Raw genomic sequence first — 13,368 nt, forward strand, 5'->3', positions numbered from 1 at the left:
CGATGATGTGGTGTGTTCCGGCCATGACGGTGTTCCAGGTGCCGACGACGTTGGTGTCGATGGTGTCTTGGAAATCTTGTGCGCTGATCTGGTCCCACGTTGCGGGGCAGCAGATTCCGGCGTTGGCGACGATGACGTCGAGGCGGCCAAGCTCGACGACGCCATGGTCGACCGCAGCACGCAGCGACTCGAGGTCGCGGGTGTCAACCGCTGCCGAGATGGCGCGGCGTCCGTTTTCGGTGACCAGGCGCGCCGTTTCGGCAAGATCGTCCGGTGTTGGGGAGTCGTAGGGCACGCTGGCCGGCAGCGGCCCGGCGACGTCGATGAGGATGACGTCGGCGCCTTCGGCGCTCAGCCGCACGGCGTGGGCTCTGCCCTGGCCTCGTGCCGCGCCGGTAACCAGGGCCACTTTGTCGATCAAACGTTCGGACATCTGATCAATTCTCCTTGCGGTACAGACCTTTTCAGAGTTTGGCGATGACTTCTGCACCGATGTGTGCGGCGTTGTCGCACCACTGGTTGCGGCTGCGGCCAGATATCGATCTCGCCACGGCGGACTCCCCGAGTTCGCGGTGGCGGCCGATGCGATCGACCAGCGTCGGCCATATCGCTAGCCCTTCAGTCTTCTTGTGACGGCTAAGTGGCCGGGGCTAGTCACGGGTGATTTTGTCGAGCGGGTTGGAACGCTCCAACATTCCGTAGGTTTCCTCGCCGTCCCAGGCGTAGCGCACACCGGCTTGCTGCAACGCCGGGAAGCTGGGCATTTCCTTTTTCAGCACGTTTATGGAGTAGGTGTCGTCGTCGTGGTGGATGTCGTGAGTGGAGAACACCGTTTCACCGTCGATACGCACTGTGCCATCGCTGGTTTCGAGTACCAACGACACGTCCTCACCGAGCGCCTGCAGACGAGTCAACCAGGGCGCCTCCACCACCCGCGCCGGGATGAGTGGACCGTCGCCGGTGAAGATGTAGCCCTCGTTGAAGGTGGGTTGCCCGTCTGGCCTTGGCGGATAGGCGATGTAGCCAAATGCCTTACCACTCGGGAACACCGCGGACTGCCAGGTGTGGCCCCAGAATCCGGCGAGCTTGCGGATACCTTGGCGGCGGATCCGCAGACCACTTCCGGTGAAGTCCTGGGTTTCGCCACCGTCGATGGTCAACGAGCCGCTGGCACGGAACAGCTGTTCGTAGCGAGGGCCGCCCATCAGGTCACCCTCAATCGAGGTCTTCAGCTGTTCATGGGCGTCGGGCTGAAGCGCGCCCTGAATCCACGGTGGGACGGCCATCTTCGCCTCGACGGTGAAAGCGACATCGACGAGTGGGCCGTCCTTTGTGCCGGCGACGAGGTCCGCCGACGACGTCTGCACAGCTTTGCCGTCGTAGGTCATGGTCCAGGTGCCGAACGGTTCGACACAGCGGAATGCCAGTCCGCCAGCTCCCAAGACGGTAGGCCTGCCCTCGGGCCCCTGAGCCGGGTGTGACGCGCCACTGCCGCGCAACCGGTAGACCCGCCCGTCCGGGAAGGCCACGTTGACTTGTATCTCGTGGTTATCCCAGTTGGCCGAGACGGCCTCAACCCCGATGCGCGGCAGACCGAGCTCGCCGCGATCATCCATGGTCCAGAAGCTCACCGAATCGCGCATTTCCGGGTTGTCGGGACGCTGCGCGAAGACGGTCTCACGGGACGCATCGATACCGCCGGTCAAATCGACTGCCATTCGTTTTCCTGACTTTCAGACGGTGTGGTGGGTGGTCCATCGATGGGCGTGCTCTACGTAGTCGGCGAACAGCGGCCGGACCGCCTCGATGTCGATGCCGAATTCGACGGGGTCCGCGCGCTGGCTCGGTTCCCGTTCGGCGGCCGCCTGGGTCCACCAATTACGCATCTGGTCTTCGAACTGACCTCCGACGGTTTCGTCCAGCCAGGCGTACAGCCCGGTGACCTCGCCGATCGGATCGACCTGCATGGCACGAAAGTCGATGTCGTAGAAGCGGCTTTCGGCGTCGCCGCTGCGAAAGGCCACCGCCCTCTTCATACCGAGTGACCAGTGTTCGACGTTGAGCCCGCCGATATAGGGCCGATCCATGTCGTCAGTGAACGATCCGATGATGTCGGCGTAGAGCTCGGCCACCGACAAGATGACGTCGGTGGGATCGCGATGTGTCATGACGTAGTTGGCGTCGGGAAATACCGCGTCGAGCTGGTCGAGCCACAGCACGTGCGACGGGCATTTCAGGCGCCATGGCTTGGTCGGTTCGCCCCATTGCAGCAGCTTCATCACCCGGCGCTGGTATTCCAGTGTGGAACGCAGGTCGGCCTTCTCGATCAGCCAGGCCGAGTACGTCGGCACCTGCGCGAAGGACTGGAACAGGTGAGACGTGAAGCTCAGTGCCATCAGTTCGTGGCATTCCATGGGCCCGTGAGTATCGGCGGGGACGTGGTAACGCGTGCCGATCATCTCGCCTTTGTCCGGCGGGATACGTGGATCAATGCCCTGCACGGTCGACGGTGGCGGGCACGGTTGCGAGGACTCCCACCGTCGCAGATACCGCACGTCTGGGTCCTGGGCGAGCAGCATCGACAGAGCCGTCGAGCCGGTGCGCGGCAGACCCAGCCCGATCAGCGGCGCCTCGATCGCTTCGTCGTCGATTTCAGGGTGCCGGCGATACCAGTCCTCCACCTGAAGTCGCTGACTGAGATACCCGACGATGCGCTGATGAATGAACGCCTCACCCCGGGCATTGAGTCGGGCCTCGTCACGCAGCGATGCGAGCAGAACTTCCAGGCCCTCCCTGAAGAAGTCGGTCCCGAAGTCGTCCAGACCCGTCTGGGCGACGGCAGCATGCTGAATATCGTTGAGGGAAGCCATAATCAGCCCATCCACTGACCGCCGGCGACGTCGATGGTCTGACCGCACATATAGCTCGCGGCCTCCGATGCCAAGTACGCGACCATGTTGGCGGCCTCCTCGGGCAGCGACGCACGTCCGAGCTGAACTTGGTGGGTGATCGATTCGATAATCGCGCCACGACCTGCACGTTGTTGGTCGTTTTGCGGATCGAAGAGGTACTGCTTCATCTGCTCTTTGATCATGATGCCGGGGGCAACGCAAAACACGTTCACACCGCGTGGCGCCACCTCGTGGGCGAGATTGCGGGTGAACCCGATGACGCCGGACTTGCACGCGTTGTAGGCGACCAGACCGCGCTGCTGAACGCGACCGCCGACCGACCCGATGTTGATTATCGTTCCCGAACCCTGCGGCAGCAGATACTCCAGCGCGGCGTGTGCGCCGTACATCATCATGGTGAGACTCCCGAGCACTGTGAGATCAATCTCGTCCTTGGTGTGCTTCTCGAAAGGCCCGGCGGCCACCATAACGGGATTGTTGATCATGATGTCCAGCCCGCCGAGTGCCTGATGGGCTTGGCCCACCGCCCGGTGTATCTGATCCCAATCCGACATATCCGCTTGAACCGGAACGGTGTTGACCTCCCAACGCTGCGCGACCTCTTTGGCCCGGCGCTCGAGTGGCTCGAGTGTTCGGCCGACCAAGGCGATATCGGCGCCGGAACCGGCGAGGCGGTTGGCGATCGCGTGGCCGAGGCCGTCGCCGCCAGCGCCCGTCACGAATGCCTTCTTGCCGGTCAGGTCAACGAGCTCGGAGAGGCGCTTGTCCACAATGTGGGTGGGCAGCCGATCCAAATTGAGCGCCTTGATAGCGGCCTCGTCGTCGTCGAGCAGTGTCATCGATGTCTCCTCGCAGTGGAACGGGGCGGAAGCCAGCCACAACGAGAAGGCATCCCACGGCACCGTCACCCGTCGATGGCGACACTATGGCCGCACGGGCGGCACCAGGTAATGCCGATTGCGGCGACCAGTCATGCCGATTTTCGATGTCTGGTATATCTGGGCCTCGATGGACACGCACCGTCTGAAGTACTTCCTCCGAGTTGCCGAGGAAGGCTCGATCACTCGTGCGGCGAGCATGCTGGGGATCGCTCAACCGGCGCTTAGTCGTCAGGTGCAACTGCTCGAGGAGGACCTTGGCGTCACCCTCTTTCACCGAACCCGCCGTGGGGTGCAGCTCACTGAGGAAGGCGAGCGGTTGCGCTCGTCGACGGCCGCCCCGCTGCGACAGCTCGAACTCGCCGTCCAATACATCGGCTCCCCACTCGCGCGGCTTGATCGCGGGATGCTCCTGGGCATGCCGGAAACAGCCGTCGCAGTCTTGGCGGCACCGCTCATCGCCAGCCTGACAACGGTGTTCCCCAGCGCGAGTTTCTCTGTGTCCGTGGGGAGCACGGATCAGTTAGTCGAGGCCATGTTGAAGGGCTCGGTGGATGTGGCGCTGATCAACCCGGTGCCCGATGATCGGGTCTTCTACCGCGATCTGCTGGCCGAGGATCTGGTGGTGGTGGGCGGGCCGAAGTCGGCCCTGGCCTCAGGCAGCGCGGTCACGTTCACCGAACTCGTCGAGCTACCGCTGGTAATACCGCGCTCGCCTATAGGTATCGGGCATGCCCTCGAAAACGCTGCGCTGCGAACGAAAGTCAACATCGGCTACCGGACAACGACCGACTCCCTCCAGGTCACCAAGAGCCTGGTCGAGGCCGGCAGCGTCTACGCCGTTCTTCCGCTCTCGGCATGCGGCCGCGAGATTGACGCTGGCCGGTTGCGTTTCTCCCCGCTGACAGAACCCGTTCTCACCCAACACCTTGGTGTGGCAGCGACTGCCCAGTTGGACCTGCCGCGCGAATTCGTGACAAAGGTGGGAGACACACTCCGCGAAGAGACCGCACGCCTGATCAAATCCGGGCTGTGGCCCGCACGGCTACTGTCACAGCAACCGTGGAATCCCCGCGTCCCATGAGTTACCGGGGCGCAGACGTTGCAGTCGGCGCGTGACGAAGGGGCTGACTGGCCCCGACGCTCCAGATCTCAGCGGCCTCACCCTCGTGGATCTAGGCGACTATCCGGGGCTGCTGCGATCGACCGCATCAGCTGATGAGACTTGTCTCGAATGTGTCTGATTCGAGACACCCGGCTGAGCGACGGGTTGATCGATCGGGCTCGCCTTCCCGTATGTGGTCGCCCGCAGGCTACGCACCTTTTGCATAGGAACCCTGCCTTAGGGGTACTTGCCTGAGATCAGCGTCGAGCAGCCGCTCGACCGGTCCGGTTCCCTAGTGGGCAGTCGGGCGGACAGAAAGGCCTCACAGCCATGATCATCCTTGGAATCATCTTGCTAATCGCCGGATTCCTGCTCAAGATTTCGATCCTCTGGACCATCGGAATCATCGTGCTCCTCATCGGTCTGGTGCTGGCGGTCATGGGTGCAGCGGGACGCGCTGTCGGTGGTCGCCGCCACTACTTCTAGACGTCGCGGGCAGCTCAGCGGACCCAACGCCCGCGCAGCGCCTGTGCGGCGACGTAGCCCGACCGATCTGATCTCCGACACGTGGAGGGAACGGCGTAAAGTCCCGGTCCGTGAGCCTGGAAGCCGCGATAGTGACGTCGCTGACATGTGGGGTCATTGTCGCTGCGATCGGGCACGACCGGGGCCGTGGCCTGTGGGAGGTGTTCCTGCTGCTGACCCGTCTCGACGAGATGGTCATCGGCGCCCTGTTCCGACTGTAGGCGTTTGAGTTGATTGTCGCCGATCGCCTTCACGGTGTTCGTCTCGGCGAACGCGACGTTGCCCACCTGGAAGAGGCGGATGACTTCATCGCTCAGGCACGTTCAGCGTGTACAACACCGAGGTGGAGGTGCTTCCGTCGCTACGCCGGCGGATTTGAGACTGGCCACCTGCGCGTTCTACGACGAGTCATGACGGGATTCTGCGTCGAGAAAACTTAGGCCTCACGACCTGCGTTTATATTTGTGGAGCTAAGGGGACTCGAACCCCTGACCCCCACACTGCCAAGAGCGAGCAGACGCCGTGACCAGGCACGATGGGGACGATTCCACGGTGTAGCGGTAGTTGTTGAGCGAGCAATTGTCGTCACGGTTGTCGTCGGAATTGTCGTCATCGGTCTGCTTGTCGGCGCGTCATGGAGGTATGGCTGAGCGTCTGCGTCGACGGCGGAACCACCGACTCGAGCGCGCTAGCAACGATCACGAAAGGTTGCACAAGGCCATGACCACCACCAACCCGTACCCACACCTTCCGGTCCCCGCCGGCGCGGATGAGGTGTCCGAGTGGGCCGACGCGGGCAGACCGGATGCTTCCCGGCAGTTCATCGCCAGTCGCCGCGTGATCGACTTCGATCTCGGTGAGAATTTCTCGCGGCCCTGGACCGCTGACATCGAGGTCCGTGTCGAGGGCATTCAGTACGTGGACGGCCGTATTCGCCGAGAGATCGTCATCGACACGTCCGATGGCCCGATCACCCTCGAGCAGTCGGAGCAGCTAGCCGCGGCGCTGATTGAGGCGGCGCGAGCCGCCACAGCCGCCAACCAACTCGACGGGTTGGTGGCGTCGCGGCGATAGTGCTGACAGATTCCCGCGTCGAGTGGTTCAGCCGACGATGGAGGACAGGTCGTGCAGGACGTGCTCGACAAATTGTTCATCGAGAGGCTCCTTTGAGAACCAGCGACGGTAGAACAGCGGTCCCACCAGCGCGGCGACGATGTCCCTGCTGGCCCGCCTCGAAGTGAGCTCCCCGCGTGTCTGCGCGCGTTCGACCGCGGTGGTGAAGGGCGCCATCATGTTGCGGTGCAGTGCACCGTGCATATCGGCGACTTGGGGGTCGCGTTCGGCGGCGTCGATGATCGAGGGAAGAATCGAAGGCCAGGTTGCCGTGCGCAGCTCGTTGGCAAGGGTCTCGGTCAACACGCGTAGGTCACCCGAGAGGCTGCCCGTGTCGGGTACTGGCTGTGGGGCACCGATCTGGGAACAGGCGTCGAGCAGGAGCGCGCTACGCGAGGGCCAGTGCCGATAGATGGTGGTTTTGGCCACCCCCGAGCGGCGCGAGATCTCGTCGACACTGACTCCGCCGATACCCCCCTCGGTCAGCTGCCGGTAGGTCTCGGCCAGCACGGCCTGCCTGGAACGCTGTACGCGCTTGTCACTCGCTGTCTGGTGCGCTGCTTCCGCCATGTCTCCTGGAGTCTCCCGGTTCTTTACCAACCGCAAAAAACTACGGTACGGTGTCGTATTGTAGAACGCTACCGTTTCGTATTTAAACGATAACCGGAAGGACAGCCTTGCAAGACACGCTCGATCAGGATGACCAGCTGGTGCAACCGCGGCTTAACCGAGCTTGGCGTATCCATGAGTTCGGTGGACCCGAGGTTTTGCGCCGTGAGCAGGTGCTGTTTCAACACAGATCCCGACGATTCGGTTGCCGCGGTGCAGCGTTGGTTTCCTCCACCCCGGTGAGACTCGCCGCTAACGAGACCTCGTCGGTATCGGCGCCACCCTCAAAATATTGCGGTCAGCGCCACGGGACGCTCATACCGGACGCAGCCCATAATCTGGGCTGCGTCCGCAAGGAAATCGGGTGTCCTACAGGAGTGGTCATGGTTGGCGCGCGGGATCGCGTGGAGCCCGATGCCACAGGACATAGGACGCGAGGACAAAGGACCAGTCGAAGAGAGCCGGGACTGCATAGAAGACTGGACCGTGGCTGAGGATGTGGCAAGCCGCCGCACCCAGCAATTCAAAAGTGAGACCGGCGTAGGCCCACTCACGAAGCGTGGGAACGCGAGGGGTCAAAAACGTGGCAACGGCTAGGACCTTGGCGACGCCAAGAATGATCCCAACGAACCAAGGCATCCCAAGCCCGCGTTGCAGCGGGAAGTCGAACTGGGCCAGGTCCAGCACCCCGCCGACTCCAGCCATGGCAACCATGATCACGGTGCAGACCAGGCCGATACGTCTTGACCGAGTCGATCGCCCGGCCTCCAACGATGTCGTTACTGTTTCCATGTCATTACCTACTTTCTGTTTGATGTTCGCGTCACAGACCCGCTCACTGATCGATACGCTACTGTAGCGTAGCGCAAAGATTGCTAGGGCTCAAGGCAAGCCTCGCGGCAGCAGGGGCGACGCCCTACAAGCTCTTGGGGGCCAACTCACCGAAAGCGGTAATGGCGCCATGCTTCGGTGTGGGGTCCAACGCGAATAGCTCGCACGAATGAGCGACTCAACTGTCGTCAAAACTGTCGTCAAACGATTCCGCGCTCCTACATCGAACTCCCTTCCACGCTCGCAACAGCCGGAGTCTGCTCTGGGGACGCATCGGGAGTACTTGCCGGTAAGCGCCTTTCGTTATCAGACGCGGTGCGCGACCACAAGGCACGGAACGGCGCTGGTGCCCACCAGTTCGCGCTGCCCAGTAGCCTCATCGCCGCGGGCAAGAGCACTGCGCGGATTAGGGTGGCATCAATCAGGATTGCTAGCGTTATCCCAACGCCGGACGCCTTTATGAACGACACCTGGGACGCGGCCATCGCGAGGCACACGATCGACATGACGAGTGCGGCCGCTGTGACGATGGGGCCGACACGTTGTAGCCCGTACATCACCGCGGCGTTGGTGTCGCCATGGACGCGATATTCCTCGGTGATTCGCGACAGCAGGAACACCTCGTAGTCCATCGACAGACCGAACGTTAGACAGAACATGACCACCGGCATCGGTGCGGCGAGAGTCCCGATCGCGGTGAAGTCGCCGACCAACCACTTCAGGTGGCCCTCCTGAAATATGAACACCATGGCGCCAAGCGTCGCCGACAGGCTGATCAGGTTGAGTATCAGCGCTTTAAGCGGTAGCACGACGCTGCCCGTGAAGGCGAACAGCAATGCAAACATGGTGAGCGCGATCACCATGGCGGCCAGCGGAATACGTGCGACCAAGGCGTCCTTGGTGTCCACGTTTTCGGCGGTGAGTCCGCCAACCAGGACGGCTGCGGGTGCTGGGGTATGACGGATCTGCTCGAGCAGCCGATCCGCGTCTTCGCTGTAGGGATCCACATCGGGGAGCACGGTCAGGTGTGCGCCATTGGCAAGGGGCGCCGGCATTCCCGCGATTCGTCGGCCTTCCGCATAACTCGCCGAAGGTGTGGTGACTGTTACCACATGCGGATGCCGCGATAGTACCGCCGCATATTCGTCGAGCCGATCCGGCGCCACCGGGCCGTCGAGAACCACGTCCATGGCCGCGGTGGGCTGGGCCGGGAATTCGTTGCGGATCGTGTCTCCCACTCGCCGGCTTCCCACCGTCGTCGGCATTGCGCGGTCATCGGGAAAGCCGATGCGGATTCCGGTGAATGGCATACCCAAGATCGATACGAGGATCAGGACGGCGCCGGCAAACAGCACCGGCCGTCGCATCACCAGTCGCGCGCTGCGGAACCACAACCCGTTCTCGACTGCCACTGTGCCAGCTTGGGCTGGCCGCCGGATGAGACGTCGAATCGCACGGCGAACGTCCAGCGACTCGACCCGTGCGCCAAGGATACTCAGCACGGCCGGCAGCACCACGACGGCACACAGAGCGGCGAGCGTGACGACGCCGATGCACGCGTAGGCGGTTGAGCGCAGGAACATAATCGGGAAGGCGAGCATAGCCAACATCGACAGCGTGACGGTTGCCGCCGAGAACAGCACGGTGCGCCCAGCGGTTCTCACGCAGGTGACGATGGCGGATTCGAGGTCGCGCCCGGCCGCACGCTCTTCGCGGAACCTGGTCACGATGAACAAGCTGTAGTCGATCCCAAGGCCCAAGCCCAGCGCCGTCGTCAAACTCAGCGCATAGTTCGACACCGAGGTGAAGTGCGTAAGCGCGGTCAGCAGACCAAGCGTGCCGACGATCGAGAAGATTCCGATGATGAGGGGCAGCCCGGCCGCGACAAGACTTCCGAACACCAACAACAGCAGCAGGAGGATCACCGGCAGAGCGAGCGCTTCACTCAGGGAGAGGTCGTCTGTGATCTTTTTGGTGACGTCCAGATAGCTTATCGACTCGCCACCCATCTCGATATTCAAAGGGCCGCTGCGGGTATCGCGGAAGGTCTGGATGAGGTGCTTTGCGATCTTTGTGACATCAAGCTCATCTCCCTTGATGTGGGCCAGGATCAGCGCCCGGGAGCCGTTACGGCTGCGCAACAACTCCGACGTACCGGGACCCCAGTACGACATCACGGCATCGACACCAGGAGTGGCGGCGAGCTGGCGGGTGATCGACCGCCCGGCGGCGACGGCATCCGGATCGTCGATGGATCGGCCCCGGGTGTCGGTCGCAAGGATCACGAGGTTCGGCTTGCCGGCGTGGAATCGCTGCGCCAGCAGAGCTGCGGCATGTTTTGATTCGGACGACTCACTCCAGAATCCGCCGCCGGAGAGCCTGTCGGCCGCTTGACCGGCATACGGCAACGCGGTGATCAGCATCAGGAGGGCCACCGCAACAACGGTTTTGGGTCGCGAGACGGCCAGCCGCGCGATTTTGTCCAACATCAGTGCCTCCTGCCAGGTCGGCGTTGCGTATCGAGCGTAGGGAGTAGTCGGCAATTATGTTGTTTGCTGAAATGCTAGGGAGGCCGATTTAGCTAGGTTTAATGAAAGTTTGAGTTGCTTGCCGTACATAGTGATGGACTCGGGAGACAACATCTCGAGATGCCCGCAGTCGACCGGGTACTTAGTGATCTTGCCAGTGACATGTGGGCGCCACTGTAGAGATAGATCCCAACTGGTCTCATTTTGTGTTGAGTAAAATATGTCCATATCGCCATCAAATACCCCGGGAACGTGCTCCACTTGATACCAAACGCCATTCTTCATGTTCTGCATGAAGAACTTCAAGAATGTCCGGAGTTGTGCGATTGGAAGAGGGATTTGGTTATGGATTAGTTTCTCTACGCGTTCGTAAATAAGAGGTTCCGACGGCTCTGGATTGCCTATATGAAGGTATCCCAACATTAGTTCCAGCACGTAACTCTCGCCGATAGCTCCGAATATTTGCTCTCTTGTGAGGCTGTTGTTCCCACCCGGCACAGCATCGAGCAAAATGAGGTTTGGAACTTCGCATCCGCGTCGACAAAGCTCAATGGCGACTTCGTGCGCAATGACACCTCCAAGAGACCAGCCGAGAAGGCTGTAGGGCCCACTTGGATGAACCGCTTGAAGCCGGTCTGCATACCGTGTCGCCATGCCGCGAATTGATTCAGGCTCGTCGTCGTGCGCTTGTTGAATGCCAATGATGGGGCAGTCCAAGTAGTTACCTAGAGGCTGATATGGCCAGGCAAGCCCACCAGCTGGATGAAAACAGAACAGCGGAGCGCCTGTCCCTTGCTTGAGGGTCTCAACCGGAGCGATTTCGACTGAAGCGACATCTGCGCACAACTGCTGACTCAGGCAACTGACGGATGGAGCTTCGAACAGGATACGCACCGGCAGTTGGGTATCCAGGGCGTGGTTTATCGCGGCGATCGCTCGCATTGCTGAAAGCGAATTCCCGCCCAGGTCGAAGAATGAGTCGTCGACTCCGACGCGCTCGAGCCCGAGCACCCGGGCGTAGATGCCGGCGAGGACCTTTTCGGTCTGGGTCTGCGGTGCCCGGAAGGTGGTTGCACCAAATACCGGTGCCGGCAGGGCCTTTCGGTCGATCTTGCCCGATGAGGTCAACGGGAACTCGCCGAGCACCACGATCTGGGTCGGCACCATGTAGTCGGGCAACCTTGCGCTCAATCGCTGACGCACCGCGCTGATCTTTGTATCGGTTTGGGGGTCGTTGGCGTGGCTGACGCCTTGTTGGGCCCCGGCGGGGGGCAGGTAAACGTCGGTCAGGGGGCCAGGGTCGGTGGGGGCGGTGAAGACGGCGTCGAGTGTGCCGCCCTGGGCGCCCCAGGTCACGGCAACGTGGTATCCGGTGGTTTCGCCCAGGCGGTGCAGTTGGTCGGGGGTCGCGGTCCCGGGGGCCTGGACGAGTGCATCGGCCAGCCGTAGCCCCGCGGCCAGGGCCTCTTCGACGCAAACATCGGTGATCAGCCCGGTGCGCGGGATCGCGGCGACGCGAATCGCGGCGGGACGCTGGGATACCAACTGGTCGTGCAGTCCACCTAGGCCCGCGCATTGGGTCCACGTCCAGCTGGGCGCGGTGGCCATAGACCGTACCGGGGTGGGGGTCGTGTGGATGGTGGCGTCGTAGCGGTACCGGTTCAGTTCATTGTCGGCCGATCCGCGTTTGACTTGAATGTCGAGTCCGGCCACGGATGGGTGCGCGGCGGCCCAGGTGGTGAAAAACTCTGGGGCTAGCAATAATTCGGGTTCGCTGACCATGGCGCGGTGGACTCGCTGGCGGATGTCGGCGGTGTCAGTGGCGTGGGCGATCGCGACACCAGTTTGAAACGCTCGCTGCAGGCTGTGGTTGCGCACATCGCCGACGAACAACGCCCCACCCGGTGCCAGCAGGCCGATAGCGCTGTCGATGACATCAGCCAGATAACGCGCACTGGGGAAGTACTGGACCACCGAGTTGAGAATGATGGTGTCGAAGTAGGCCGGCGGCAGCGCCTCGCTGACATGCGCCGGCTGCACCTGCAACCGCACCCGATCCCTCCACGGCTGCGCAGCCACCGCCGCCTGCAAGGCCTGAATCGCCTTCGCGGAGAAGTCCGTACCCCAATACTCGACACACGCCGGGGCTACGTGCGCAAGCAATAGCCCCGGGCCCACGCCGATCTCCAACACCCGCCGTGGCCGCAGTGCCATGATCCGATCCACCGTGGCCGAACGCCACTCCATCATCTCCTCGAGCGGAATCGGATCATCGGTGTAGCTGCTGTTCCAGCCTCGAAAATCCATGCCGAACCCCGACACTCCGTCAGCGCCGTACAGGTCGTCGTAGATGTGTTGCCATTGTTCGACGATGTCGGCGTCGTGGTCGGCTGTGGCGGTGTGCTCGAGCGTGATGTACGCGACGAGAACCGAGCCGGTGTCGCTCTGGTGCACACTGGCGGCGGCCTGGGTGACTTGCGGGCAGGCCAGCAGGGTGTTTTCGATTTCACCCAGTTCGATGCGCTGTCCGCGCAGTTTGATCTGGGCATCGGCGCGGCCCAGATAGTCCAGCCTGCCCGCCGGGGTCCAGCGCACCAAATCCCCGGTGCGATACATGCGTGCCCCGGCGTCCCCGTAGGGGTTGGCCACGAACCGCTCCGCGGTCAACTCCACCCGGCCCACATAGCCGTGCGCCAATGCGGGCCCGCCCAGATACAGCTCGCCCACCACCCCGACCGGTGCAGGGTTCAGCCGCGCGTCGAGTACCAGCGCGCACACCCCCGGGATCGGGGCGCCGATATCCACCGGCTGTCCCGCCGACAGCGGCGCACACGTGACCCAGATAGTGGTCTCGGTCGGGCCGTAGG

General features: G+C 62.5%; 12 protein-coding genes. 4 read left to right on the plus strand and 8 right to left on the minus strand.

The genetic code is table 11. The features are described from left to right. The 4 genes from VNW74_RS31280 to VNW74_RS31295 all read right to left on the minus strand — a co-directional run. Positions 1–433, minus strand: a 433-nt coding sequence (locus VNW74_RS31280) for an SDR family NAD(P)-dependent oxidoreductase (protein ID WP_325684184.1), incomplete at its 3' end; no start/stop codon positions are given. A gap of 217 nt (positions 434–650) precedes the next feature. Further along, positions 651–1,643, minus strand: coding sequence for a hypothetical protein (locus VNW74_RS31285; RefSeq protein ID WP_325684203.1), 993 nt, complete (start codon positions 1,641–1,643; stop codon positions 651–653). Between the two features lie 90 nt (positions 1,644–1,733). Then, on the minus strand, positions 1,734–2,870 hold the full coding sequence (locus VNW74_RS31290; RefSeq protein WP_325684186.1) for a sulfotransferase: 1,137 nt from the start codon (positions 2,868–2,870) through the stop codon (positions 1,734–1,736). Between the two features lie 2 nt (positions 2,871–2,872). Then, positions 2,873–3,751, minus strand: a complete 879-nt coding sequence (locus VNW74_RS31295; RefSeq protein ID WP_325684188.1) for an SDR family NAD(P)-dependent oxidoreductase — start codon at positions 3,749–3,751, stop codon at positions 2,873–2,875. 169 nt (positions 3,752–3,920) lie between these two features. Here VNW74_RS31295 and VNW74_RS31300 point away from each other — a divergent pair, with 169 nt between their 5' ends. From VNW74_RS31300 to VNW74_RS31315, 4 genes are all read left to right on the plus strand, one after another. Next, positions 3,921–4,874, plus strand: coding sequence for a LysR family transcriptional regulator (locus tag VNW74_RS31300; RefSeq protein WP_325684205.1), 954 nt, complete (start codon positions 3,921–3,923; stop codon positions 4,872–4,874). Positions 4,875–5,225: 351 nt separating this feature from the next. Further along, positions 5,226–5,381: a DUF6131 family protein gene (locus VNW74_RS31305; protein WP_325684190.1), complete on the plus strand. Its 156-nt coding sequence runs from the start codon at positions 5,226–5,228 to the stop codon at positions 5,379–5,381. A gap of 110 nt (positions 5,382–5,491) precedes the next feature. Further along, on the plus strand, positions 5,492–5,641 hold the full coding sequence (locus VNW74_RS31310; RefSeq protein WP_325684192.1) for a hypothetical protein: 150 nt from the start codon (positions 5,492–5,494) through the stop codon (positions 5,639–5,641). Positions 5,642–6,140: 499 nt separating this feature from the next. Beyond that, positions 6,141–6,494: a hypothetical protein gene (locus VNW74_RS31315; RefSeq protein ID WP_325684193.1), complete on the plus strand. Its 354-nt coding sequence runs from the start codon at positions 6,141–6,143 to the stop codon at positions 6,492–6,494. A 27-nt stretch (positions 6,495–6,521) separates the two neighbouring features. On the opposite strand, the gene VNW74_RS31320 is transcribed toward VNW74_RS31315, so the two are convergent. The 4 genes from VNW74_RS31320 to VNW74_RS31335 all read right to left on the minus strand — a co-directional run. Next, positions 6,522–7,103 (minus strand): TetR/AcrR family transcriptional regulator, encoded by a 582-nt coding sequence (locus tag VNW74_RS31320; RefSeq protein ID WP_325684195.1) that lies wholly within the window; start codon positions 7,101–7,103, stop codon positions 6,522–6,524. 420 nt (positions 7,104–7,523) lie between these two features. Next, on the minus strand, positions 7,524–7,934 hold the full coding sequence (locus VNW74_RS31325) for a DoxX family protein (RefSeq protein WP_325684197.1): 411 nt from the start codon (positions 7,932–7,934) through the stop codon (positions 7,524–7,526). 257 nt (positions 7,935–8,191) lie between these two features. Then, positions 8,192–10,462 (minus strand): MMPL family transporter, encoded by a 2,271-nt coding sequence (locus VNW74_RS31330; RefSeq protein ID WP_325684199.1) that lies wholly within the window; start codon positions 10,460–10,462, stop codon positions 8,192–8,194. 54 nt (positions 10,463–10,516) lie between these two features. After that, positions 10,517–13,368, minus strand: a 2,852-nt coding sequence (locus VNW74_RS31335; RefSeq protein WP_325684201.1) for a thioesterase domain-containing protein, incomplete at its 5' end; no start/stop codon positions are given.

Source organism: Mycobacterium sp. (assembly GCF_035570115.1).
In the GTDB taxonomy this organism is placed as follows: Bacteria; Actinomycetota; Actinomycetes; order Mycobacteriales; family Mycobacteriaceae; genus Mycobacterium.

What these genes read in the sequence shown, in the direction of transcription:
- VNW74_RS31315 (WP_325684193.1), top strand. Translation starts at nt 6,141, where the DNA reads ATGACCACCACCAACCCGTACCCACACCTTCCGGTCCCCGCCGGCGCG.
- VNW74_RS31300 (WP_325684205.1), top strand. Translation starts at nt 3,921, where the DNA reads ATGGACACGCACCGTCTGAAGTACTTCCTCCGAGTTGCCGAGGAAGGC.
- VNW74_RS31305 (WP_325684190.1), top strand. Translation starts at nt 5,226, where the DNA reads ATGATCATCCTTGGAATCATCTTGCTAATCGCCGGATTCCTGCTCAAG.
- VNW74_RS31330 (WP_325684199.1), bottom strand. Translation starts at nt 10,462, where the DNA reads ATGTTGGACAAAATCGCGCGGCTGGCCGTCTCGCGACCCAAAACCGTT.
- VNW74_RS31285 (WP_325684203.1), bottom strand. Translation starts at nt 1,643, where the DNA reads ATGCGCGATTCGGTGAGCTTCTGGACCATGGATGATCGCGGCGAGCTC.
- VNW74_RS31290 (WP_325684186.1), bottom strand. Translation starts at nt 2,870, where the DNA reads ATGGCTTCCCTCAACGATATTCAGCATGCTGCCGTCGCCCAGACGGGT.
- VNW74_RS31295 (WP_325684188.1), bottom strand. Translation starts at nt 3,751, where the DNA reads ATGACACTGCTCGACGACGACGAGGCCGCTATCAAGGCGCTCAATTTG.
- VNW74_RS31320 (WP_325684195.1), bottom strand. Translation starts at nt 7,103, where the DNA reads ATGGCGGAAGCAGCGCACCAGACAGCGAGTGACAAGCGCGTACAGCGT.
- VNW74_RS31325 (WP_325684197.1), bottom strand. Translation starts at nt 7,934, where the DNA reads ATGGAAACAGTAACGACATCGTTGGAGGCCGGGCGATCGACTCGGTCA.